The sequence below is a fragment of the Quadrisphaera sp. GCM10027208 genome, from assembly GCF_042658805.1.
In the GTDB taxonomy this organism is placed as follows: domain Bacteria; phylum Actinomycetota; class Actinomycetes; order Actinomycetales; family SCSIO-59966; genus SCSIO-59966.
In genome coordinates this window covers 294,132-317,161 of record NZ_JBHSRC010000004.1, presented here as the reverse complement: position 1 = coordinate 317,161, position 23,030 = coordinate 294,132, and the positions used below count along the sequence as shown (strand labels likewise).

The following is a 23,030-nucleotide window of genomic DNA, read 5'->3' as shown; positions in this document are numbered from 1 at the left end:
TCCTCCACCGACTGTGGACAGAACTTTTCTCGCGGGACATCGACTCCGGGAGGACGGGGGCTGTTCACGCGTGGTTCAACTGGCCGACGCCTGCCCCATCACCCACGACTCCCACCCGTGATCATGCAATCCCGCCACCCCGCACGACCCACCCGTGATCATGCAATCCCGCCACCCCCCGGAGCCGCACCCCTCGGTGATCATGCAATCCCGCCACCCCGAGAGATGAAAGCTGGTCTTCGTCGCCATGCCAGTCCACGTCCGGTGGCGCGCCTCCACCACAGAATGCTGCGTCCGGCACAGCTTCACCGGCGTGTCGCGCCCACAACCCAGCATTCTGCGAGCCGGAGGGTGGCGGGATTGCATGATCACGACGGGGGGATTGCGACTGATCGCGACCAGGCCGTCGCGAGCACTCACCGAGGGGAGGGAGAACGGCAGGGTGGCGGGATTGCATGATCACCGAGGGAGGGGGCGGGCGGAGGGGCGGGGGCACGACCGGGAGATCCTCCGGCTGGCCGTGCCGGCGTTTGGCGCGCTCGTCGCCGAACCGCTGTTCCTGCTCGCCGACTCGGCGATCATCGGCTACCTGGGCACCGCCCCGCTCGCCGGTCTCGGCGTCGCCGGGGCCGCGCTGGCCACCGCGGTGGGGCTGTTCGTCTTCCTCGCCTACGCGACCACCGGCGCCGTGGCCCGCCGGTTCGGCGCCGGGGACCTGCGGGCCGCACTGGCCCAGGGGGTCGACGGGATGTGGCTGGCCGCCGGGCTCGGCGTGCCGACCGCGCTCGCCGGCTGGGTGTGGGCGCCCGAGATCGTGGCTGCGCTGGGGGCGTCGACCGCGGCCGCGCCGCACGCCGAGGCGTACCTGCGCTGGTCGCTGCCCGGGCTGCCGGCGATGCTCGTCGTGCTCGCCGCGACCGGGGTGCTGCGGGGGCTGCAGGACACCCGGACCCCGCTCGTCGTGGCGGCGACCGGCGCCGGGGCGAACGTCGTCCTCAACGTCGTGCTCGTGCACGGGCTGGGGCTGGGGATCGCCGGGTCGGCGATCGGGACGGTGCTCGCCCAGCTCGGGATGGCCACCGCCCTCGCGGTCGTCGTCGTCCGGGGAGCGCGCCGCCACGACGTGCCGCTGGCCCCCCGGCGTCGCGGGGTCGCGGCCGCCGGCCGGTCCGGTCTGCCGCTCGTCGTACGGACGCTGACCCTGCGGGTGGCCCTGCTCGTCACCACCGCCGTCGCGGCCCGGCAGGGCGACACCGCACTGGCCGCCCACCAGGTGGTCTCGACGCTGTGGACGTTCCTCGCGTTCGCTCTCGACGCGGTCGCGATCGCCGGCCAGGCGATCACCGGCCGGGCACTGGGCGCCGGCGACGTGGCCCAGGCCCGTGGCGCCACCCGCCGGATGCTGCAGTGGGGCGTGACCAGTGGTGTCGTCCTCGGCACGCTGCTGCTCGCCACCTCCCCGGTGCTGCCGGCCCTGTTCACGCCGGACCCGGCGGTCCGCTCGGCGGTCACCGCGGCACTCGTGGTCGCGGCGCTCGCCCAGCCGGTCGCCGGGTGGGTGTTCGTGCTCGACGGGGTGCTCATCGGCGCCGGTGACGGCCGGTACCTCGCGGTGGCCGGCGTGCTCACCCTGGTCGCCTACCTGCCGCTTGCCGGACTCGTGCTCCTTGCTGCCCCGGGCGGCACGACCGGCCTGGTCTGGCTGTGGGTGGCCTTCGGGCTGGGCTTCATGCTGGCGCGAGCGGTCACGCTGGGTCTGCGGGCGCGAGGGGACGCGTGGCTGGTCACCGGGGCGGCCCGCTGACCATCCCGGACGACGACACCGGACGACGACGGGCCTGCCCCAGCGGGGGCAGGCCCGTCGTGACGGCGGCTGTCGTGGAGGTGTTGCGCGGCGTCAGGACGCGGCGACGACCTCGACGTCGATGGTCGCCTGGACCTCCGGGTGCAGGCGGACCTGCACCTGGTGCGAGCCGAGCGACTTGATCGGCTGGTCGATCTCGACCTTGCGGCGGTCGATCTCGGCACCGGTCGACGCCTTGACGGCCTCGGCGACGTCCGCGGGGGTCACGGCGCCGAACAGCCGCCCGGACTGGCCGGCCCGGACCGGCAGGCGGACCCGGCCGGACTCTAGCGAGGCCTTCACCGAGCGGGCCTCCTCGAGCGTCGCGATCTCCCGGCTCTGCCGGGCCTTGCGGATCGCCTCGACCTGCTTCTGGCCGCCCTTGGTCCAGGCGGTGGCCAGGCCGCGGGGGACGAGGTAGTTGCGGCCGTAGCCGTCCTTGACCTCGACGACGTCACCGGGCTCGCCGAGACCGGTGACCTCCTGGGTGAGGATGAGCTTCATCTGTCGTCCCTCCTCAGCGTGCCGAGCTCGAGTACGGCAGGAGGGCCATCTCGCGGGCGTTCTTCACGGCCTTGGCGATCTGACGCTGCTGCTGGACCGTGACCCCGGTGACCCGGCGGGCGCGGATCTTGCCCCGGTCGGAGATGAACTTCCGCAGCAGCGCGGTGTCCTTGTAGTCGACGTACTCGACGCCCTTGAGCGGGTTCTGCTTCTTCTTCGGCTTTCGCACAGCCGGCTTGACCATCGTGGTGCTCCTTCGGTGGGAGCCCGGGTTCTGCTGTGGTGACCCGGGATGGGGGTGGATGAGTGGTTCAGGGAGCGGTTCAGCGGATCAGAACGGCGGTTCCTCGGAGTACGAGCCGCCGCCCCAGCCGCCGCCTGCCTGGCCGGCCTGACCTGCGCCGGAGTGGCCGCCGGAGCCGGGGCCGGTGGCCCACGGGTCCTCCTGCTGCTGGCCACCGGCCTGACCGGCCTGGCCGCCGCCGAAGCCCCCGCCGCCGCGGCTGGTCTTGTTGACCTTGGCGGTGGCGTAGCGCAGCGACGGGCCGACCTCGTCGACCTGCACCTCGTTGACGGTGCGGCGTTCGCCCTCCTTCGTCTCGAAGGAGCGCGACACGAGGTTGCCGGTGACGATGACGCGGCTGCCGCGGACGAGGGACTCGGCGACGTTCTCCGCCGCGTCCCGCCACACCGAGCAGCGCAGGAACAGCGTCTCGCCGTCCTTCCACTCGTTGGTCTGGCGGTCGAAGTTGCGCGGGGTGGACGCCACGGTGAAGTTGGCGACCGCGGCCCCGGACGGCGTGAAGCGCAGCTCGGGGTCGTTCGTGAGGTTGCCGATCACCGTGATCTTGGTCTCGCCGGCCATGGGGCCTCCCTCGTCTCGGACGTGTCTGCAGGACGGTAGCGACGTGCTCCGACAAGCAGAGCGGTCAGTGCACCTCGGGGCGCAGCAGCTTGGTCCGCAGCACGGCCTCGTTGAGGTTCAGCTGCCGGTCGAGCTCCTTGGCGACCTCCGGGGTGGCGGTGAGGTCGACCACCGCGTAGATGCCCTCGGACTTCTTCTGGATGTCGTACGCCAGCCGGCGACGGCCCCAGATGTCGACGTTCTCCACGGAGCCGCCGCCACTGCGGACGACGTTGAGGAACCTGTCGAGGGACGGGGCGACGGTGCGCTCCTCGAGCTCGGGGTCGAGGATCACCATCAGCTCATAACGACGCATGCTCAGAACCCACCTCCTCTGGACTCGGCGGTCACGGTCTCTCCGTGACAGGAGGGTTGGTGCGTCACGACGTCGGACGCCGACCTGCGGCGTCCGACGGTCCAGGGTACCTGCTGTCAGCGGAAGCGGACGACGACGGCGTCCGCGGCCCCCTCGAGCGGACCGGCCGCGGGGTCGTCGCGGCCCAGCCCCGGGGCGTCGGCCGGAGCCCGCACGGGGTCCCGCTCGGGGGACCGGGACAGGGCCACGGCTCGGGCGGCCAGCCAGCCGATCGCGGCCAGCCGGAGCACCAGCAGCGTGCCGTACGCCCACGGCGGCAACCCGCGGTCGGGCTCCTGCAGCCCGTACAGGTACAGCCAGGTGCCGGTGGCGTAGCCGAGCTCGGCGGCGCCCCACAGCAGGTGGTCGCGCCACACCGGGACGGCGAGCGCGGCGAAGGGCAGCAGCCACAGCGACGCCTGCACCGGCACGGCCGGGGACACCACGAGCACGCCGGCGACGAGGACGACGACGAGCGCGGGCAGCCGGGGCCTGTGCGCCAGGGTGAGTGCCCAGGTCAGCACCCCGACGACGACGGCGACCACCGCGCTGAGCGCCAGCCACCGGACGACGCCGGCGGGCAGCGGCGCCCCGGCGAGCTGGGGCAGCAGCCACAGCGACCCGTAGCCGGCGTCCAGGCTGAGCGTCCCCTGCCACGACGCGGTGAAGGCGGCGGGACTGACCGCGAGCACCGGCAGGCTCACCGCCCCCCACCCGGCGAGGGCCGCCCCGGCGAGGGTGCCGGCCGTCCGGCGCCGCCCGGCGCGCACGGCCAGGACGAGCACGGCGAGCAGCACGAGCAGGGCGGTCGGCCGGACGACGACCGCCAGGCCGAGCAGGACGCCGGCCACGCCGGGGCGGCTGCGGGCCTGCGCGAGCACGCCGAGCACGGCGAGCGCGACCGCGACGAGGTCGAGGGAGACCAGGGCGGCAGCCGGGACGACCGGGGACACGGCGACGAGCGCCGCGTCCCACGGCCGCCGACCGGCGAGGGCCGCGACGGCCAGCACGGTGACGACGAGGGCGACGGCGACGAGCACCACCGCGAGGTCGAACACCCACACCACGGCGTCCGCCCCGTCCGGGGCGAGCGCGGCCAGGGCGGCGAGCAGCCAGCCGGTGCCGATCGGCTCGGTCAGACGTGTCCCGTCCGCGCTCGACGGGTCAGGGGTCGACAGGTAGGGGAGCACGCCGCGGTCCAGCCCGGCGGCCGAGACCACCGCAGGGACGTCGGAGTAGCAGGCGTGGGTGAGCTGGTCCGGGGACGCGAACCGTAGCGCCCGGCACGGCTGCCGCAGCAGGACGGCGAGCACCAGGGTGGGGACGGTCAGCAGGGCGAGGACCGAGGTGGCGGGCCACCGCCCGCGCCCGGCGGCCAGGTGCCGGCCGGCCGGTCCTCCGGCGACCTCGCTGGCCACCCGGGCGACCGGGTCCTCGCGGGTCGGCGCGACCGGCCTCGTCACGGGGTCCCCGTCAGGCGCCCGGCTCGACCGGCGGCTGCTCCCCGGAGCCGTCCCCCGCGTCCCCGACGTCCCCGCCGGTGGGCTCCGGGTCGGGGCAGAACGGCAGCGTGGGGTCGATCTCGCACAACCGGCGCCGGTCGCCCTCCGGCGGCGGCGGCGTGGTCGTCGGGCTCGGTGTGCTCGTGGTCGGGGTCGGCGTCGGCGTGGTCGTCGTCGTGGTCGTCGTCGGCGTCGGGGTGGTCGTCGTCGTGGTCGTCGTCGGGGTCGGGGTGGTCGTGGTCGTCGTCGGCGTCGGGGTCGGCGTGACCTGCTCGCGCGGGACCTCCCCGACGTCCGCTCGGGGCAGGAAGTCGACGACCTCGACGCCCTCGAGCGCCGAGCTCATGTACGCCGTCCAGATCTGCGCCGGGAACGAGCCGCCGGTGATGGAGCGCCGCCCACCGAACGGCGGGATCTCCAGCTGCTCCCCGTTCGGCCCGACGTTGTAGATGCCGACGACGGTGGCGAGCTGGGGCACGAAGCCGGCGAACCAGGCCGACCGGCTGTCGTTGGAGGTGCCGGTCTTGCCGGCGGCCGGGCGGCCCAGGGCGCTGGCGGCGCGGCCGGAGCCGGCCTCGACGACGGCCTGCAGCGCGTACGTGGTGTCGGCCATGACGTCCTCGGCGATGACCCTCCGCTCCTCGATGTCTGCGGCGTAGACCGTCGAGCCGTCCTGGTCGATCCGCTCGACGAGGTACGGCTCGTGGTGGACCCCCTGGGCGGCGAACGTCGCGTACGCCTCGCCCATGGCCATCGGGGTCACCGACGGGCTGCCCAGCACGTTCGAGGGGGTGGGCGGGGTGACCGCGTCCTGCGGGATGCCGGCGCGGACGGCGACGTCGGCCGTCGCGTCCGGCCCCACCATCTCGTTGAGACCGACGTAGACGGTGTTGACGGAGTTCTGGGTCGCCCGGACCAGGTCGATCTCGCCGTACTGGGCGTTGTCGAAGTTGTTCACCGGTACCGGCTCGCCGGACTCGTCGACGTAGAAGTCGGGGAACTCCATCGGGCTGTATCCGGGCAGCTCGGTGCGCAGGGAGATGCCCTGCTCGAGGGCGGCAACCAGGGTGAACGGCTTGAACGTCGACCCGGCCTGGGCGATGTCCTGAGTCACGGCGTTGCGCTGGCGGGTGAGGTAGTCCTCGCCGCCGTACATCGCGCGCACCGCCCCGGATGCCGGGTCGATGGACACCAGCGCGGCCTGCAGCGTCTCCGGGCGGCCCTCGACCGGCAGGTTCTCCGGGTCCTGGACGGCCGCCACCGCGGCCTCCTGGGCGTCCTTGTCGATGGTGGTGACGATGGACAGGCCGCCGCGGTCGAGGTCGTTCTCGGTGAACGCGGTACGGGCCAGCACCTCGTCCCGGACGCCGGTGAGCAGGTAGCCGGTCGGCCCGGCCAGCCGGTCGGTCGGCTCGTAGGCGATCGTCTCGGGCATCGGCTGGGACGCCGCGGCCTCGTCGACGTACCCGAGCTCGGCCATCCCGGACAGCACGTACTCGTAGCGCTCCTGCGCCCGCTCGGGGTTCTCGGCCGGGTCCCACCGGCTCGGGGCCGGGATGATCCCGGCGAGCAGGGCGGCCTCGTTCACGGTCAGCTCCCCGGCGTCCTTGCCGAAGTAGGCCTGGGCGGCGGACTGGATCCCGTACGCGCCGCGCCCGAAGTAGATGGTGTTGAGGTAGTCGGCGAGGATCTGCTCCTTGTCGAGCTGCTGGTCGATCTTGATGGCGATGAACGCCTCTTGGATCTTGCGGGTGAGGGTGCGGTCGGACTCCAGGTAGTAGTTCTTCACGTACTGCTGGGTGATCGTCGACCCGCCCTGGGTGGAGTTGCCGCGCAGGTTGTTCCAGAAGGCCCGCGCGATACCGGTCAGGGAGATCCCGCGGTTCTCGTAGAAGGTGCGGTCCTCGGCGGCGATCACGGCCTGCTTGACGTGCTCGGGGATCTCCTCGGGAGCCAGGATCGTGCGGTCCTGGGCGGCGAACTCGCCCATCACCGACTCGCCGTCGCTGTAGTAGACCGTCGTCGTCTGGGCATCGACGAGCTCGTTGGGGTCCGGGATGTCGGTGGCCGCGTAGCCGACGGCGAACAGCCCCCCGGCCAGGACGACGCCGAGCAGGACGAGTCCCCCGAGCACGGCGGCCCAGCGGCGTCCGCGGTTGCCCGGGCGCTCGCGGCGTCCGGCGGGGGCCGACCGGTTACCGGCGGGACGAGGCTGGTCTGGACGTGCCACGGTCTCTCTTCCAGGTCTACGGGACGCTGCCTGCCGGCAGCCCGGTCAAGTATGGACGAGATCGGCCGGTGCCCCCCGCCGGTAGCCACGCGGTGTACCGGCGGTGACGCCGAACCGACGGGCCGGTTCCCGGTTTGCCAACACCCCGGCCCCCGCATATCGTTCCGATGTATCGAACCGATACATCGAACCGATACATCGAGCCGGTACATCGGGCCGGGACGTGGAGCCGGTACATCACCACCGTGCCCGTGACACCGCCGGCCGGCCAGTCGAGAAGGGGGCGTGCCAGGTGAGCCGTCGCAGCAGCGTCATGACGCTCGCCGTCCTCGGCCTGCTGCACGAGTCCCCGATGCACGGCTACGAGCTGCGCAAGCGGCTGAACTCCATGCTCGGCTCGTTCCGCGCGTTCTCCTACGGCACCCTGTACCCCTGCCTCAAGGAGCTGCTCGCGAACGGCTGGATCGCGGAGTCCAGCACCGCCACCGCGGACGCCGCGCTCCCGCACCCGTTGTCCGGCAAGCGGGGCCGCATCGTCTACCAGCTCACCGCTGAGGGCAAGGAGCACTTCCAGGCCCTGCTCGGCGAGGTCGGCCCGACGGCGTGGGAGGACGAGCAGTTCGACGTCCGTTTCGCGTTCTTCGGCCGGACCGACGCCGAGACCCGGCTGCGCATCCTCGAGGGGCGGCGCAGCCGGCTGCAGGAGCGTCTGGACGGCGTCCGCCAGTCGATGGCGCGCACCTGGGAGCGGCTCGACTCGTACACCCTCGAGCTGCAGCGCCACGGCCTGGAGTCCGTGGAGCGGGAGGTCCGCTGGCTGGACACCCTCATCGAGGACGAACGACTCGGTCGGTCCGACGGCTCGGCCAGCACCCGAGGCCGGCCGTCGGCAGGCCACGACGACAACTAGAAGGAGCAACCGAATGGGTTCCGTCCGCGTCGCCCTCGCGGGGGTCGGCAACTGCGCCGCCTCGCTCGTCCAGGGCGTCCACTACTACCGCGACGCCGACCCGGCCGGCACCGTGCCGGGCCTCATGCACGTGCAGCTGGGGGACTACCACGTCCGGGACGTGCAGTTCGTGGCCGCCTTCGACGTCGACGCCAAGAAGGTCGGCTTCGACCTCTCCGAGGCCATCCTGGCCAGCGAGAACAACACGATCACGATCGCGGACGTCCCGCCGCTCGGGGTGACCGTCCAGCGCGGGCCCACCCTCGACGGTCTGGGTCGCTACTACCGGGAGACGATCGAGGAGTCCGACGCCGACCCCGTCGACGTCGTCCAGGCCCTCCGGGACGCCGAGGCCGACGTGCTCGTCTGCTACCTGCCGGTGGGCTCGGAGGACGCGGCGAAGTTCTACGCCCAGTGCGCCATCGACGCCGGTGTGGCGTTCGTCAACGCCCTGCCGGTGTTCATCGCCGGCACTCCCGAGTGGGCGAAGAAGTTCACCGACGCCGGGCTGCCCATCGTCGGCGACGACATCAAGAGCCAGGTCGGCGCCACCATCACCCACCGGGTGCTGGCGAAGCTGTTCGAGGACCGCGGCGTCGTGCTCGACCGGACCTACCAGCTCAACGTCGGCGGCAACATGGACTTCAAGAACATGCTCGAGCGGGAGCGGCTGGAGTCCAAGAAGATCAGCAAGACGCAGGCCGTGACGAGCAACGTCCAGCACGACATGGGCCGGCGCAACGTGCACATCGGCCCGTCGGACTACGTCGAGTGGCTGGACGACCGCAAGTGGGCGTACGTGCGGCTCGAGGGCCGGGCGTTCGGCGACGTGCCGCTCAACCTGGAGTACAAGCTCGAGGTCTGGGACTCCCCGAACTCCGCCGGCGTGATCATCGATGCGGTGCGGTGCGCCAAGATCGCCCTGGACCGCAAGATCGGCGGCCCGCTGCTGTCCGCGTCGTCGTACTTCATGAAGTCCCCGCCGGAGCAGCACGCGGACGACGTCGCCCGCACCAAGGTCGAGCAGTTCATCCGCGGCGAGGTGGACCGCTGAGGCGGCACCGCAGCTGACCCGCGGCACCCGGCGCCCGGGTGGGTCCCGGCGGACCCGCCCGGGCGTCGTCGCGCGCACCGGCCGCCCCTAGGTTGACCGCGTGACCCCTCCCGGCACCGCCCTCGGCGACCTGCGTGCCGTCCTCGCCGGACCGGGGTTCCGCCGGCTGCTCGCCGTCCGGGTGACGAGCCAGGGCAGCGACGGGCTGATGCAGGTGGCGCTGGCGTCGCTGTTCTTCTTCTCCCCGGAGCGACAGGCCACGACCGCCGGGGTCGCCTCGGCGTTCGCCGTCCTGCTCCTGCCGTTCACCCTGGTCGGACCGTGGGCGGGGGTGCTGCTGGACCGCTGGCAGCGCCGGCAGGTCCTCGTCTGGGGGAACGTCGTCCGGGCGGTGACCGTCACGGCGACCGGGTGGGCGCTGGTCGAGCTCGGGACCGGTCCGGTGCTCTACGGGCTCGTGCTGCTGGCCCTGTCGGTCAACCGGTTCCTGCTCGCGGCGCTGTCCGCCGCCCTGCCGCACGTCGTGGCCGCCGACCGGCTGGTGACGGCGAACGCGGTGAGCCCGACGATCGGCAGTGCCAGCGCCTTCGTCGGGGCGACCGTGGGGTTCGCCGTGCGCCCCGCCTTCCCGGACGGCGACACCGGCGACGCCCAGCTCCTCGGGGTCGTCGTCGCGGTGTGCCTGACGGCGGCCCTGCTGGCCACCCGGCTGGGGCGGCGGAGCCTGGGGCCCGACGAACCGGAGCGAGTGTCCGCGGCCGAGGCGCTGCGCCGGCTCGTCGCCGATCTCGTCGCCGGCGTCCGGCACGTCCGCGACCGGCCGGTCGCGGGCTGGTCGCTGCTGTCGGTGGGAGCACACCGGCTCGCCTTCGCCGTGACGTTCATCGCACTCATCCTGCTGTCCCGGAACCGGCTGAACCCGCCCGGCGACCCGGACGCCGCGCTGGCCACGCTGGGCGTGGTCGTCGCGGCGTCCGGGGTGGGGTTCGTGGCGGCGGCGGTGGTCACGCCGGTGGTGGTCCGGCGGCTCGGCGCCCCCGCGTGGGTCAGCGCGACCCTGCTGCTGGCCGCCGCCACCCAGGCCACGCTCGTCGTCGGTGTCTCGACCGCCTGGGCCGTCGTCGTCGGCCTGGTGCTGGGGCTGGCCGCGCAAGGACTGAAGATCAGCGTGGACACGATCGTCCAGCACGAGGTGGACGACGCCTTCCGCGGGCGGGTGTTCGTGCTCTACGACGCCATCTACAACGCCGCCTTCGTCGGGGCCGCCGCGCTCTCGGTGCTCATCGTCCCGGACGACGGGTACGCCCGCTGGTTGTACGCCGGTATCGCCCTCTGGTACGCCGGGGCGGGGCTGGCCTACCGGCACCTGCTGCGGCCAGGGCGCTGATCCCGAGCCCGACGAGGGCTGCGCCGGCGATGGCCGGGACCACCGCGACACCGCCGGTGCGCGGCAGCTCGGGCACGGCCGGGGGAACCGTCGCCTCCGGTGGGGCTGACACCTCCGGTGGGGCTGACGCCTCCGGCGGTGCGGGCACCTGCGGCGGTGCCGTGGCCTCGGGAGGTGCCGGGCTCGGCGGCGGTGCGCCCTCCGGCACCGGGGGCACGGTCGGCTCCGGTGGCGCGGGCGCCTCGACGAGCGTCGTCTCGGCGGCCAGCCCGAACCGGCCGGCCCACCCGGGCTGCCGCTCGTCAGCGGGCACCCGCTCGGTCCAGACGTACCAGCCCGGGTGCTCCGGCGTGAGCGGCGGGGTCTCGTACCTGCCCGGGCCGGTCACCACGGTCTCCACCGTGCCCACTGCCGGTGCGCCCGGGGGTGCCTCCGGTGCCGGTGCCGGGGCCTCGGGGAACGGTCCCCACAGCGTCGAGGTGACGACCACGGCGTGGCCGTCGGGCCACGTCCCCTCGACGAGGCCGACCTCGAGGTGGTCGGTGACCGGCGTCCCGGCCGTGACGCGCTCCGCGGAGGTGCGGGTCACCACGGACGGCGCGAACGGCAGCAGCACGTCCGCGGTGGCCTGCCCGGTCACCGGGACCGGTGGCACCGGGGTGACCACGCGCTGCACGCCGGCCCGGTCGGCGGTGTGCAGCGTGACCGTGCCGGCCGGCACCGTGGCCTTCGCCGCCACGGTGACCGTGCCGTCCCCGGTGAGGCGCAGAGGCACCTCGAGCGGGCGAGTTGCGGACACCCGCGGCTCCTCGGTGCCCCCAGCGTCCCCGCCGTCCCCGGCCGGTTCGGCCGGGCCCGTGACGGTCACGTCGACCGGCCACCCGGCGACCGGGGCCCCGGAGGCGCCGGCCAGCAGCACCCGGGCCGTCGCAGACCGGGCCTGCGGGTCGACGTCGAGGGACACCTGGAGGTCGTAGGGCCCCGCGGCTGCGGCCGCCTCCGCGGCCAGGGCGCGTACCGTGGGGCCCAGGTCCACCCCGTGCAGGGTCGGCGGCTCGGACGGTACCCGCGTGCGGGGGTCGTGCGGCAGCTCCGCGGAGGTGTGCACGAGGTAGGCGAGCGCGGCGTGGACCTCGTCGGTCTCCTGGGCCGCGTACCGGGTCAGCAGGTAGCTGGTGCGGGGCGCCTCGAGCGGCCGGCCGGTCCAGGTGAAGCCCGGCTCGGGGGCGGCCCGGCCTGCGTCGACGCACCACGCCCACGGGTCACCGCCGAACGTGCCGTGGCTGCCCAGCCACGTCGCCGGGTGGGCCAGACCGGGACCTCGGTTCCGCTCGTCCACCTGGGCCCAGACCCCGGTGGCGCCGAGCCCCAGCACGCTGGCGACCGCGACGAGCAGCGCCCACACCAGCCGGAGCAGCCGCCGGCTCCCCACGTCGTCCCTGTCCGTGTCCGCCATGCCGGCGAGCGTGGACCGAACCGGCGGACGGGACGGGTCACCGGTCCCGGGCTGTGGACGACGGGACGTGGCCGGGGGCTGTGGAGGACAGGACCGGCCGGGTCAGGACCGGGACTCGGGCTGCTGCGCCCACCACTCCAGCAGCGCGGCCCGGGCCTCCTCCTCGCTCATCGGCCCCCGGTCGAGCCGCAGCTCGAGCAGGTGCTTGTAGGCGCGGCCGACGACCGGGCCCGGTCGCACCCCGAGGATCTCCATGATCTGGTTGCCGTCCAGGTCGGGGCGTACCGCTGCCAGCTCCTCGCGCTGGCGCAGCTCGGCGATCCGCTGCTCGAGGTCGTCGTAGGCGCGGGACAGCCGGGCCGCCTTGCGTTGGTTGCGGGTGGTGCAGTCCGCGCGGGTCAGCCGGTGCAGGCGCTCGAGCAGCGGACCGGCGTCGGCGACGTACCGGCGGACCGCGGAGTCCGTCCACCGCCCCTCGCTGTACCCGTGGAAGCGCAGGTGCAGCGCCACCAGCGTCGACACCTGGTTGATGGTGCTCTTGTCGAACCGCAGCGCCTTCATCCGCTTGGCGGTGAGCTTCGCACCGACCACCTCGTGGTGGTGGAAGGAGACGCCGCCGCCGGGCTCGAAGCGTCGGGTCGCCGGCTTGCCGACGTCGTGGAAGATCGCGGCCAGCCGCAGCACGAGGTCCGGCCCGGGGACCGGCCCGTCGGGGCCGTCCTCGAGGGCGATCGCCTGGTCCAGCACGGTCAAGGTGTGCTGGTAGACGTCCTTGTGCCGGTGGTGCTCGTCGATCTCCAGCCGCAGCGCCGGCAGCTCGGGCAGCACGTGGTCGGCCAGGCCGGTGGAGACCATGAGCTCGAGGCCGGCTCGCGGGTCCCGGGCGAGCACGAGCTTCTCCAGCTCGGTGCGCACCCGCTCGGCCGAGACGATCTCGATCCGGCCGGCCATCGCCTGGATCGCCGCGAGCACGTCCGGGGCCACCCGGACGCCGAGCTGGGCGGCGAACCGGGCCGCGCGCATCATCCGCAGCGGGTCGTCGTCGAAGGACTGCTCGGGCGACCCTGGCGTCCGCAGCAGCCCCCGGGCCAGGTCCGTCGTCCCGTCGAACGGGTCGACGAACTCCATGCCCGGCAGCCGCAGGGCCATCGCGTTGATGGTGAAGTCGCGCCGGGACAGGTCGCCCTCGAGGGTGTCCCCGTAGGCGACGACGGGCTTGCGGGAGGACGGGTCGTACACCTCGGACCGGTAGGTGGTGACCTCGACGACGAGGTCGCCCTTGCGGGCGCCGATGGTGCCGAACTCCCGACCGATGTCCCAGTGCGCGTCCGCCCACGGCGCCAGCAGCGCGAGGGTCTCCTCCGGGCGCGCGCTGGTGGCCAGGTCGAGGTCGAACACCGAGTCGCCGAGGCGCCCGAGCAGCGCGTCCCGCACCGGCCCGCCGACCAGGGCCACCTCGTGCCCGGCCCGGGAGAACAGCTCGCCCAGCTCGACGACCACCGGCGCGTTGCGGAGCACGGCTGCGACGGCGTCCGCCCGGGCGGCCTCGAACGCCGCACGGACCGGGTCGGGGGCCACGTCACCGGTCTGGCCGGGGGTCGAGCTCTGCTGGGGCACGACGTCCAAGCCTGCCAGACCGGGCCGGGACGTCGGACCAGGGCCGCGGCAGGGCCGCTGGTTACAGTGAGCCGCATGCCCGCCGCCCCCCGTCGAGCCCGGCCCCGTGGCGGCCGTTGGCGCACGGTCGAGGAGACCTCGGCGGGCGGGCTGGTCGTCGACCTCGCCGCCAGCCCGCCGGCCGTGGCCGTCATCGCGCGGGTCAACCGGGCCGGGCGGCTCGAGTGGTGCCTGCCGAAGGGTCACCTCGAGGGCGCCGAGACGCCCGAGCAGGCGGCCGTCCGGGAGATCGAGGAGGAGACCGGCATCCGCGGCCGGGTGGTCGGCGATCTCGGCACCATCGACTACTGGTTCGCGGTCGAGGGCCGCAGGATCCACAAGACCGTGCACCACTACCTGCTGGAGGCGACGGGGGGTCGCCTCACCGTGGAGGGGGACCCGGACGCCGAGGCGGTCGACGTCGAGTGGGTGCCGATCGACGAGCTCGGGTCCCGGCTGGCCTTCGCCAACGAGCGGAGGATCGCCCGGGCCGCGACCGCGCTGCTCGCGGACAGTGCGTGACGGCCGGGCGATGAGGGGCCGCCTGCTGCTCGTCGTGGTGCTCGCGCTGCTCACCGTCCTGCCCGCCACGGTGCCGGCGGCGGGACAAGACGGTGTCCCCGCCCCACCGCAGGACCCGGCTCCGGTCGGCGACCGGATCGTCCTCGACGTCCACCAGGTGACCCCCACCGTGCTGCGCCCCGGCGGGGAGGTGGCGGTGACCGCGACCCTGCGCAACACCGGTGGGGTCGCCGCCACCGACCTGCTCGTCCGCCTGCAGGCCTACACCGTGCGGCTGCCCACCCGGGACGCCGTCGACGCGTGGGCGCAGAACCGGTCGGGCATCCGAGCGGGCAACCAGCCGCTCGCGGAGACCCGGATCGACGAGCTCCCGCCGGGCGGCACCGCCGGGATCACCCTGAGCGCACCGGCCGAGGCCCTCGGGCTGTCCACCGCCGCGGTGGCCTGGGGACCGCGCGGCCTGACCCTGGAGGTGCTGCGCCGCCCGAGCTTCGAGCAGGCGGCGGTGGCCCGCGCGTTCACCGTCTGGGACCCCCGCGAGGAGGTCCCGGCGGACGAGCGGATGCCGCTGTCGGTGCTCGTCCCGGTGACCGCGGGCCCCCCTGACGTGGCGAGCGCCCGCCTGCCGGCGTCCGCCGTGGACGCGCTCACCGCCGACGACGGTCGGCTCGGGCGCCTGCTCGCCGCGACCTCGCCGTCGCACGCCGCGTGGGCGGTCGACCCCGGCCTGCTCCGCTCGGCGGCGGACACCCCGGCCGGCCAGCAGTGGCTGGCCGCGGCCCGGGACGCCGCCGACGGACGTGACGTGCTGGCCCTGCCGCAGTGGGACCCGGACCTGGTCGCCCTCGCGGCCGCCGGAGGGCAGGCCGGGGACCTCTACGCGCTGGCCCGCCGCCAGGGCCGGGACGCCGTCGGTGACCTGCTGGACAGCCCGGTCCGGGCCGAGGCGGCGTGGCCGGCCGGGGGCGGGGCGGACGAGCAGACCCTCGCCCTCGCCGTCCGCGCCGGGGCCACCGCCGTCGTCCTCGGCGCCGGGGCCCACCCGCCGCTCGACCCGGACGCGGTGGTCTCCGGCCGCAGCACGGTGCCGGCCGGCACCGACCGGCTCGACGGCCTGCTCGCCGACACCTCCCTGTCCACGGTGCTCACCGACGCGACGGACGGCGACGGCGACGTGCTGGCCCGGTCCCGGCTGGCCGCCGAGACGGCGGTGCTGGCCCGGGCGGCCGGGGACGACGTCCCGCACCTGCTCGTCACCCTGCCCCGCGGGTGGGACCCGTCCCCGGACGCCGCCGCCGACGCCTTCGCCACGCTGACCGGGACGCCGTGGACCCGTCCGGCCCCCCTCGACGCGCTGCTCGACGCCGCCCCGCCCGAGGTGGAGCGGGCAGCGGTCCGCCAGTCCGACACCGGCCGCTCCGCCGCCCTGCCCGCCGAGGGCCTGCGCCAGGTCGCGGAGGCGCTGGAACAGGTTCGCCGGGTCTCCTCCGCCCTGAGCCGCCCGCAGGACGTGCTCGAGGCCGCCGAGGCCTCGGCCGTGGCGGCCACGTCGGTGTCCTGGCGGGAGGCCAGACCCGCCTGGCAGGACGCCGTCGCGGAGCTCGGCGCCCGGGCCGAGCAGGTGGTGTCCGGCGTCCACGTCGTCGAGGGCAGCACGGTGAACGTCGTGTCGGCCGCCGCCGACCTGCCGGTCACCGTCGCCAACGAGCTGGACCAGGACGTGTCGGTCGTCGTGTCGGTACAGCCGCGCAGCCCGCGGCTGGTCGCCGACGACCCGGTGGAGGTCGTCGTCGACGCGGGCGGGGCGCAGCGCGTCGCCGTCCCGGTGCGTGCCGTGGCGAACGGCGACACCGAGGTGGAGATCGCCCTGTCCGCGCCCGACGGCACCTCGCTGGGGTCCCCGGTGGTCGTCCCGGTGCGGGTGCGCGCCGACTGGGAGACCCGGGGCCTGCTCGTCGTCGGCGCCGTCCTGGCACTCGTCCTGGTGAGCGGCCTGGTCCGCACCATCCGCCGCGGCCGACGGCGCAGCGAGTCCACCGGGGTGGTCCGGTGAGCCTGCTGCGCTCTACGGCGGTGATGGCGGCGGGGACCGCGACCTCGCGGGTGCTCGGGTTCGTCCGTGCGGCGGTGCTGGCGTGGGCGATCGGCGTCAACGCCCCCGCAGCGGACGCCTTCGCCCTGGCGAACACCATCCCGAACAACCTCTACATGCTCATCGCCGGCGGTGTCCTCAACGCCGTCCTGGTCCCGCAGATCGTGCGGGCGGCCCGGCGCGGCGACGGCGGCCAGGAGTACACCGACCGGCTGCTGTCGGTCGCCCTGGCGGTCCTGCTCACCCTGGCCGTCGGGCTCACCGTCGGCGCACCGCTGGTCGTGACGCTGTACGCCAACGACTTCGACGGGGACCTGCTCGCGCTCACCGTCGCCTTCGCCCTGTGGTGCCTGCCCCAGGTGTTCTTCTACGGGCTGTACACGCTGCTCGGCCAGGTGCTCAACGCCCGTGGGTCCTTCGGCCCCTACATGTGGGCGCCGGCACTGAACAACGTCGTCGCGATCGGCGGCCTGCTGGTGTTCGTCGCGCTCTTCGGCTCCGGCGCCGCGGCGCACCCGGTCGAGGACTGGACCCCCGAACGGATCGCCGTACTGGCTGGCACGGCCACCCTCGGCGTGGTGTCGCAGGCCCTGGTGCTCGTCGTCCCACTGCGCCGGACCGGCTTCCGCTTCCGTCCGCGGGGCGGGTGGCGCGGGATGGGTCTGGGGACCGCGGGCCGGGTCGCGTCGTGGACGTTCGCCGGTGTCCTGGTCGGGCAGCTGGGCTACCTGCTCGTGACGAACATCGCCGCCGCCGCACGGGAGGCGACCAAGGACCTGCCCCCGCAGCTCGCCGCGCAGACCCCCGGCTACGCGGCCTGGGGGCTGGCGTACCTGCTGTTCATGCTGCCGCACTCGCTGATCGCGGTCTCCCTCGTCACGGCCCTGTTCACCCGGATGAGCGGTGCCGCCGCGGACGGGGACGTCGCCGCCGTCCGCCGGGACGTCTCCGGCGGGCTGCGGGTCCTGGGCGTGGCCTCGGTGCTGGCGACGGTGGGCCTGCTCGTGCTGGCCGGCCCGGCGGGCCGGCTGATCAGCGCCCAGGCCACGGACGCCGAGGCGCAGGCGATCGCCCGGGTCGCCGCCGGGATGGCCCTCGGCCTGGTGGCGTTCAGCGCCTCGTACCTGCTCAACCGGGCGTTCTACGCCTTCGAGGACGCCCGGACGCCGTTCGTCGTCCAGGCCGTGGTCGTCGCCGTCTGGTCGGTCGGCAACGTGCTGGCCTGGGCGCTGCTCCCGCCGCGGGCCATGGTGGTCGGGGTGGCGGTCGCGATGAGCGTCGCGCACGTCGTCGGGGCCGTGCTGTCCGCGGTGCTGCTGCGCCGCCGGCTCGGCGGGCTGGACACCGCCCGGGTGGTCCGTACCCACGTCCGGCTGCTGGCCGCCGGGACCGTCGCCGGGCTCGTCGGCGTCGGCGTCTCCGCCGTGCTGTCCGACCTCACCTGGTCCAGCCGGACCGGCGCGCTCGGCACCGCGCTCCTCGCCGGCTCGGCGATCACCCTGACCTACCTGCTCGCGCTGCGGGTGCTCCACGTCGACGAGCTCGACGACGTCCTGCGCCGGGTGCCCGGGCTGCGCCGGTTCGCCCGACCGGGACGGCGCGGCGAGGTCCGGTAGGGCCGGGCTCAAGTCGGGGCCACCGGGTGCCGATGCGCAGGCCGTGGAGGGGGTCCGTGCCCGCCGCCGGGACGACGCCGGCGGCATCATCGTGGGCTGGCTGACCAAGCTCGTCGTCGTCGGGGCGGTCGTCGGCGTCGTCGCGTTCGACGCGGTGTCGATCGGGGTGTCTCGCCTGGCCGTCGAGGACGACGGTGCCCTGGCCGCCCGCGAGGCGAGCACCGACCTCGGCCGCACCCGCAGCGTCCAGTCCGCCTACACCGCGGCGCTGTCCGCGGCGACGGAGGCGAACCCGCTCAATGAGGTGCCGCCGCAGTCCTTCGAGGCCCTGCCGGACGGGACCGTCCGGCTCGTGGTCGGCCGGGACGCCACGACGTTCGTCGTCCACCGGATCGGCTGGATCGCGGACTGGGCGCACGTCGAGGCGCACGTGGAGGGCCACCCGCTGCCCTGACGCTCCACCACGACCGACCGGGCGACACGGCCAGCGCCGGGCCTGCCGAGCACCGCCGGCACCTAGCATGAGGGCGCCGCGGCGACGGACGCCCCGGCGCGCCCGGTCGGCGCAGACTCAGGTGGAGGTGACGGTCCTGGACGGCGTGGGCCACGGCACGCACCTGGCGGGGCGGTTCCGGCTCGAGGAACGGCTGCAGGTCGCCCCGGGCACCTCGCTGTGGCGGGCCGTCGACGTCGCCCTGGAGCGGCCTGTCGGCGTCCGGGTGGTGAGCGGGCAGGCGGCCGCGGACGCCCTGGACGCGGCCCGGCGCGCCGCCGTCGTCGACGACCCTCGGCTGCTGCGGGTGCTCGACGTGGGCACCGAGACCGTCGGCACGGGTCCTGGGACGGGACAGGTCGCCTACGTCGTCTCCGAGCTCGTCGCCGGGGAGTCTCTCGCCGAGCGGCTGCGGTCCGGTCCGCTCCCCGCCGCCCGGGTGCGGGTCCTGGTCGGCGAGGCGGCCCGGGCCCTGGCGACCGCCTCGCAGGCGGGCCTGCACCACACCCGGCTGACCCCCGCCTCCCTCGTGCTGGGCACCGACGGGGCGGTGAAGGTGGCCGGGCTGGCCGTGGACGCCACCCTGGCCGGACCGCCGGACAGCCGCGAGGACGTCGACCCGCACGACGCCGCGGCGGCCAGCCGGGCGGACGCGGTCGGCCTGGTGGCGCTGCTGTACGCCGGGCTCACCGGACGCTGGCCGTTCGGCAGCGTCGACGGCGTGCCGGCCGCGCCGCTGGTCGCCGGCCGCCCCGTCCCGCCGGCGGACATCGTGCCCGGGGTGCCGAACGACCTCGACACGCTGTGCGCCGTCACGCTCGGCCCGCACGGCGACGGTCCGCGCACCCCGGCCGAGCTCGCCGACGAGCTGGCCCCGTGGGACCGCAGCACGACCGTCGACGACGCCGTCGTCGCCGGCCCGGACGTCGAGGGCCCGGACGTCGAGGAGCCTGGGACGCGACCACCGAGCCGGTTCCCGGTGCAGCTGGCCGCCGGGACCACCGGGCCGACAGCGGCCTTCTCGTCGCCGGACCCCGCCGGCGGCGCAGGGCTGCCGGACGACGACGTCACGGTCGGCCGCTCCCGGCGGACGCAGACCGCGGTCGCACTGGTCGCCGTGGCCGCCCTCGTCGTGATCGGCCTCTACCTGGCGGTCGGGTCGCTGCGCACCATCGGCGAGCGCGACCCTGCCGCCGCACCTGTCACCCCGACGCCGTCCGCGGCACCGTCCGTGGAGCCGACGCCGACGCCGACGCGGACGCCCACCACCACCGCGAGCCCGCAGGTGCCGGCCCCGCAGGTCCAGGGAGTGCGCACCCTCGACCCGCTCGGGGACGGGGAGGAGAACGACGGCGAGGCGCCGCGTGCCGTCGACGGCGACGACGCCACGGCCTGGACGTCCAGCACGTACAGCACCGCGGCCTTCGGCAACCTCAAGGACGGTCTGGGCCTCGCGGTGGACCTCGGCCGGCCCAGTCTCGTCTCCGGCGTCGACCTCCTCGTCCGCGGCAGCGGCGGGGTCGTCGAGGTCCGCAGCGCCCCCGGTCCGGGGGTGGAGGACTCCCAGGTGCTCGCCACCGTGGAGACGACCGGCGAGGCTCAGGCGATCGACCTCGAGACGCCGGTGGAGACGCAGTACCTCGTGCTGTGGTTCACCACGCTGCCGCAGGTCGGTGGCGACTACCGGGTCGAGCTGGCCACGGTCGAGGTGCGCTGACGGTGGCGGGCGGGGTCGGCGACCGGGGCGAACGGGGTGTGCTGGACCACGGGGACGCCAGGAGCGACCGGGACCTCCTCACCGCCCACGCCGACGGCGACCCGGACGCCTTCGGCGAGCTGGTCCGACGGCACCGCGACCGGCTGTGGGCGGTGGCCGTGCACACCCTGGGCGACCGGGAGGAGGCCGCCGACGCGCTGCAGGAGGCGCTGGTGTCGGCGTTCCGGCACGCCGGCTCCTTCCGCGGTGACGCGGCCGTGACGACGTGGCTGCACCGGATCGTCGTCAACGCCTGCCTGGACCGGGTGCGCCGGGCCCGGGCCCGGCGCACCGACCCGCTCCCGCCGGCCGACGTGGCGGACCGCCGGGACGACCATGCCGCGACCGAGGCGCGCCTCGACGTCCACGCGGCGCTGGCCCGGCTGCCCGAGCACCAGCGGGTCGCGCTGGTCCTCGTCGACCTGCACGACCTCACCGTCGCGGAGGCCGCCCAGGTCCTCGGGGTCGCCGAGGGCACGGTGAAGTCACGGTGCGCCCGTGGTCGCGCCGCGCTGGCGCAGGCGCTGCGTCCGGGGAACCCTGCCGTCGCCGAGGACGTCCCACCACCGACGACCGGTTCGACCCCGACGTCCCCGACGCCCCGTTCGAACCCGACGTCCCCCGCGACACCGACCCAGCCCGCTCCCCGCACCCCCGGAGACCCGACGTGAGCACGGACGCCGGCCGCGCCCACCCCGCACCCGAGGAGCTCGACCTCCTGCTCGGGCCCGGGGCGGAGCCGGACGCCTCCGCCGAGGCGACCGAGGTCCGCGCGCACGTCCGGGACTGCGCGACGTGCGCCGCTCTCGTGACGGAGATGGCGACGGTCCGCGAGCTGCTGCGCACGGCCGGCCGTGACGTCCCGCCGCCGCCGGCGGACCTCGACACGCGGATCGCCGCCGCGCTGGCCGCGGCGGCAGCCGGCCCGGAGCCGGCCGGGGGCACCACCGGCACCACCGTCGTCCCGCTGCAGCGGCCGCAGCCGAGGGTCCCGCGCTGGGCGACCGTCGCCGCCGGCCTCGTCGTCCTCGCCGGCAGCGCGCTGACCGCCGGCCAGCTGATCGGCGGCTCCGGGTCGGACCAGGCGACCAGCGCGTCGGACCAGGCCGAGAGCACCGACGCCGCAGGTGAGGTGGCCGGGGCCGCGGCCACCCCGGTCCTGCGCAGCGGCACCGACTACGGGCCGGACACCCTGCCCCGGCAGGTGCTGGCCCTGCTGAACGACCCGCAGGAGCGGGCCGAGGAGCCCGCCCAGGAGTCCGCCGACGGCCCGGCGGGGACGCTGGCGGCGCCCGTCGAGGAGCCGGTGGCGACACCGCAGGGGCTCGCCGAGTGCCTGGTGGCGCTCGGCGCCCCGGGCGCGGTGCCGCAGGTGGTCGACCTCGCCACCTGGCAGGGGGAGCCGGTCGCCGTCATCGTCCTCGACGAGGGCGACCGGCGCGGGGTGTGGGTGGTGGAGCGCACCTGCGCCCCCGGCGCGGACGGCCTCGTCCACTACGCGTCCGTCACCGGCTGAGGCGGGAACAGCCGGGGCCTACGATCAGTTGACCGCCACGGACCGTCAGACATACCCCGCGCGGTATCCGCGGGCCCCGACCGGAAGCAGGCAGGCGAGGCAGTGAGCGAACAGACCACCGACCAGATCCGCGACGTCATCATCGTCGGCTCCGGGCCCGCGGGCTACACCGCGGCGCTGTACACGGCCCGGGCCAACCTCCAGCCGCTCGTGCTCACCGGGTCGGTGACCGCCGGTGGCGCGCTGATGAACACCACCGAGGTGGAGAACTACCCCGGCTTCCCCGAGGGGCTCATGGGTCCCGAGCTGATGGAGCGCTTCCAGCGCCAGGCCGAGCGCTTCGGCGCCGAGCTGGTCTGGGACGACGCGGTGGCGCTCGACCTCACCGGCGAGGTGAAGACGGTCACCACCGGCAGCGGCGCGGTGTACCGGGCCCACGCCGTGATCCTGGCCACCGGGTCGGCCTACCGGGAGATCGGGCTGGAGAACGAGCGCCGGCTCTCCGGGCACGGCGTCAGCTGGTGCGCGACGTGCGACGGCTTCTTCTTCCGCGACCAGGACCTCGCCGTCGTCGGCGGAGGTGACTCGGCGATGGAGGAGGCGACCTTCCTCACCCGGTTCGCCCGGTCGGTGACGATCGTGCACCGCCGCGACTCGCTGCGGGCATCGAAGATCATGCAGGAGCGGGCGATGAAGGACCCGAAGATCCGGTTCGCCTGGAACTCCGAGGTGGTCGACGTCCTCGGCGAGGACAAGGTCACCGGTATCCGGCTGCGGGACACCGTCACCGGTGAGGAGCGGGACCTCGAGGTCGGCGGGCTGTTCGTGGCGATCGGCCACGACCCGCGAGTGGAGCTGTTCAAGGACGTCGTCGCGCTCAACGAGAAGGGGTACGTGGCGGTCGAGGGCCGGTCCTCCCGGACGTCGGTGCCCGGCGTGTTCGCCTGCGGTGACGTCGTCGACCACGAGTACATGCAGGCGGTCACCGCAGCCGGCTCGGGCTGCGTCGCGGCGCTGGACGCCGAGCGGTTCCTCGCCGCCCGCGGGGAGGCCGGCGACCCGGACCAGGACGTCGCCCAGGCGGCGGGCCGCCCCGAGCCGGCCGAGCCCGCCGGTCTGCGGCCCTGAGCAGGCCCACCACCGCTGTCACCGGCCTGCCGTACGGTGACTGTCTGCACGCCATCCCTGTCCGCAC

General features: G+C 74.9%; 20 protein-coding genes. 12 read left to right on the top strand and 8 right to left on the bottom strand.

From position 1 onward, the window contains the following. Positions 1 to 520: 520 nt before the first annotated feature. Positions 521 to 1,804 carry an MATE family efflux transporter gene (locus tag ACFP6A_RS09245; RefSeq protein ID WP_379603203.1) on the top strand — a complete coding sequence of 428 codons (1,284 nt, stop codon included), beginning with the start codon at positions 521 to 523 and terminating at the stop codon, positions 1,802 to 1,804. Between the two features lie 93 nt (positions 1,805 to 1,897). On the opposite strand, the gene rplI is transcribed toward ACFP6A_RS09245, so the two are convergent. From rplI to ACFP6A_RS09215, 6 genes are all read right to left on the bottom strand, one after another. Beyond that, positions 1,898 to 2,347: a 50S ribosomal protein L9 gene (gene rplI / locus ACFP6A_RS09240; RefSeq protein ID WP_379603202.1), complete on the bottom strand. Its 450-nt coding sequence runs from the start codon at positions 2,345 to 2,347 to the stop codon at positions 1,898 to 1,900. 13 nt (positions 2,348 to 2,360) lie between these two features. Beyond that, the gene (rpsR, locus tag ACFP6A_RS09235) at positions 2,361 to 2,591 is read right to left on the bottom strand and encodes a 30S ribosomal protein S18 (RefSeq protein ID WP_379603201.1); all 231 of its coding nucleotides are present in this window, start codon (positions 2,589 to 2,591) and stop codon (positions 2,361 to 2,363) included. An 87-nt stretch (positions 2,592 to 2,678) separates the two neighbouring features. Continuing rightward, entirely contained in the window at positions 2,679 to 3,212 is a 534-nt protein-coding gene (locus tag ACFP6A_RS09230) for a single-stranded DNA-binding protein (protein ID WP_379603200.1), read from the bottom strand. Between the two features lie 64 nt (positions 3,213 to 3,276). Next, positions 3,277 to 3,567, bottom strand: a complete 291-nt coding sequence (rpsF, locus tag ACFP6A_RS09225) for a 30S ribosomal protein S6 (protein ID WP_379603199.1) — start codon at positions 3,565 to 3,567, stop codon at positions 3,277 to 3,279. A 116-nt stretch (positions 3,568 to 3,683) separates the two neighbouring features. Next, a complete protein-coding gene (locus tag ACFP6A_RS09220; RefSeq protein ID WP_379603198.1) occupies positions 3,684 to 5,069 on the bottom strand; it encodes a glycosyltransferase 87 family protein in 1,386 nt (461 codons plus the stop codon). Between the two features lie 10 nt (positions 5,070 to 5,079). Further along, positions 5,080 to 7,338, bottom strand: a complete 2,259-nt coding sequence (locus tag ACFP6A_RS09215) for a transglycosylase domain-containing protein (RefSeq protein WP_379603197.1) — start codon at positions 7,336 to 7,338, stop codon at positions 5,080 to 5,082. Positions 7,339 to 7,630: 292 nt separating this feature from the next. Between ACFP6A_RS09215 and ACFP6A_RS09210 the strand changes: the two genes are divergently transcribed. The 3 genes from ACFP6A_RS09210 to ACFP6A_RS09200 all read left to right on the top strand — a co-directional run bounded on the left by ACFP6A_RS09210 (position 7,631) and on the right by ACFP6A_RS09200 (position 10,728). Next, positions 7,631 to 8,248: a PadR family transcriptional regulator gene (locus ACFP6A_RS09210; RefSeq protein WP_379603196.1), complete on the top strand. Its 618-nt coding sequence runs from the start codon at positions 7,631 to 7,633 to the stop codon at positions 8,246 to 8,248. A gap of 13 nt (positions 8,249 to 8,261) precedes the next feature. After that, a complete protein-coding gene (locus ACFP6A_RS09205) occupies positions 8,262 to 9,341 on the top strand; it encodes an inositol-3-phosphate synthase (protein WP_379603195.1) in 1,080 nt (359 codons plus the stop codon). A gap of 100 nt (positions 9,342 to 9,441) precedes the next feature. Beyond that, positions 9,442 to 10,728, top strand: a complete 1,287-nt coding sequence (locus tag ACFP6A_RS09200; RefSeq protein ID WP_379603194.1) for an MFS transporter — start codon at positions 9,442 to 9,444, stop codon at positions 10,726 to 10,728. Here ACFP6A_RS09200 and ACFP6A_RS09195 read toward each other — a convergent pair. Beyond that, positions 10,622 to 12,184, bottom strand: coding sequence for a hypothetical protein (locus ACFP6A_RS09195; protein ID WP_379603193.1), 1,563 nt, complete (start codon positions 12,182 to 12,184; stop codon positions 10,622 to 10,624). The genes ACFP6A_RS09200 and ACFP6A_RS09195 overlap by 107 nt on opposite strands. Positions 12,185 to 12,286: 102 nt before the next feature. Further along, positions 12,287 to 13,801, bottom strand: a complete 1,515-nt coding sequence (locus ACFP6A_RS09190) for a CCA tRNA nucleotidyltransferase (RefSeq protein WP_379603192.1) — start codon at positions 13,799 to 13,801, stop codon at positions 12,287 to 12,289. 75 nt (positions 13,802 to 13,876) lie between these two features. Between ACFP6A_RS09190 and ACFP6A_RS09185 the strand changes: the two genes are divergently transcribed. From ACFP6A_RS09185 to trxB, 8 genes are all read left to right on the top strand, one after another. Then, positions 13,877 to 14,362: an NUDIX hydrolase gene (locus ACFP6A_RS09185; RefSeq protein ID WP_379603191.1), complete on the top strand. Its 486-nt coding sequence runs from the start codon at positions 13,877 to 13,879 to the stop codon at positions 14,360 to 14,362. A gap of 10 nt (positions 14,363 to 14,372) precedes the next feature. After that, complete coding sequence (locus tag ACFP6A_RS09180) at positions 14,373 to 16,415, top strand: DUF6049 family protein (protein WP_379603190.1); 2,043 nt, start codon at positions 14,373 to 14,375, stop codon at positions 16,413 to 16,415. After that, positions 16,412 to 18,070, top strand: a complete 1,659-nt coding sequence (murJ, locus tag ACFP6A_RS09175) for a murein biosynthesis integral membrane protein MurJ (protein WP_379603189.1) — start codon at positions 16,412 to 16,414, stop codon at positions 18,068 to 18,070. Before ACFP6A_RS09180 ends, murJ begins: the two co-directional genes overlap by 4 nt. A gap of 43 nt (positions 18,071 to 18,113) precedes the next feature. After that, positions 18,114 to 18,524, top strand: a complete 411-nt coding sequence (locus ACFP6A_RS09170) for a hypothetical protein (protein ID WP_379603188.1) — start codon at positions 18,114 to 18,116, stop codon at positions 18,522 to 18,524. Between the two features lie 127 nt (positions 18,525 to 18,651). Beyond that, positions 18,652 to 20,280: a protein kinase family protein gene (locus tag ACFP6A_RS09165; protein ID WP_379603187.1), complete on the top strand. Its 1,629-nt coding sequence runs from the start codon at positions 18,652 to 18,654 to the stop codon at positions 20,278 to 20,280. 2 nt (positions 20,281 to 20,282) lie between these two features. Then, a complete protein-coding gene (sigM, locus tag ACFP6A_RS09160) occupies positions 20,283 to 20,990 on the top strand; it encodes an RNA polymerase sigma factor SigM (RefSeq protein WP_379603186.1) in 708 nt (235 codons plus the stop codon). Then, positions 20,987 to 21,835 (top strand): anti-sigma factor family protein, encoded by an 849-nt coding sequence (locus tag ACFP6A_RS09155; RefSeq protein ID WP_379603185.1) that lies wholly within the window; start codon positions 20,987 to 20,989, stop codon positions 21,833 to 21,835. Before sigM ends, ACFP6A_RS09155 begins: the two co-directional genes overlap by 4 nt. 102 nt (positions 21,836 to 21,937) lie before the next feature. Continuing rightward, positions 21,938 to 22,963 carry a thioredoxin-disulfide reductase gene (trxB, locus tag ACFP6A_RS09150; protein ID WP_379603184.1) on the top strand — a complete coding sequence of 342 codons (1,026 nt, stop codon included), beginning with the start codon at positions 21,938 to 21,940 and terminating at the stop codon, positions 22,961 to 22,963. Positions 22,964 to 23,030 lie beyond the last annotated feature (67 nt).

Bases quoted from the DNA above. Each gene is read 5' to 3' on its own strand.
- ACFP6A_RS09180 (WP_379603190.1), top strand. From the start codon at position 14,373: ATGAGGGGCCGCCTGCTGCTCGTCGTGGTGCTCGCGCTGCTCACCGTC.
- rpsF (WP_379603199.1), bottom strand. From the start codon at position 3,567: ATGCGTCGTTATGAGCTGATGGTGATCCTCGACCCCGAGCTCGAGGAG.
- ACFP6A_RS09185 (WP_379603191.1), top strand. From the start codon at position 13,877: ATGCCCGCCGCCCCCCGTCGAGCCCGGCCCCGTGGCGGCCGTTGGCGC.
- rpsR (WP_379603201.1), bottom strand. From the start codon at position 2,591: ATGGTCAAGCCGGCTGTGCGAAAGCCGAAGAAGAAGCAGAACCCGCTC.
- ACFP6A_RS09195 (WP_379603193.1), bottom strand. From the start codon at position 12,184: ATGGCGGACACGGACAGGGACGACGTGGGGAGCCGGCGGCTGCTCCGG.
- ACFP6A_RS09205 (WP_379603195.1), top strand. From the start codon at position 8,262: ATGGGTTCCGTCCGCGTCGCCCTCGCGGGGGTCGGCAACTGCGCCGCC.
- rplI (WP_379603202.1), bottom strand. From the start codon at position 2,347: ATGAAGCTCATCCTCACCCAGGAGGTCACCGGTCTCGGCGAGCCCGGT.
- ACFP6A_RS09230 (WP_379603200.1), bottom strand. From the start codon at position 3,212: ATGGCCGGCGAGACCAAGATCACGGTGATCGGCAACCTCACGAACGAC.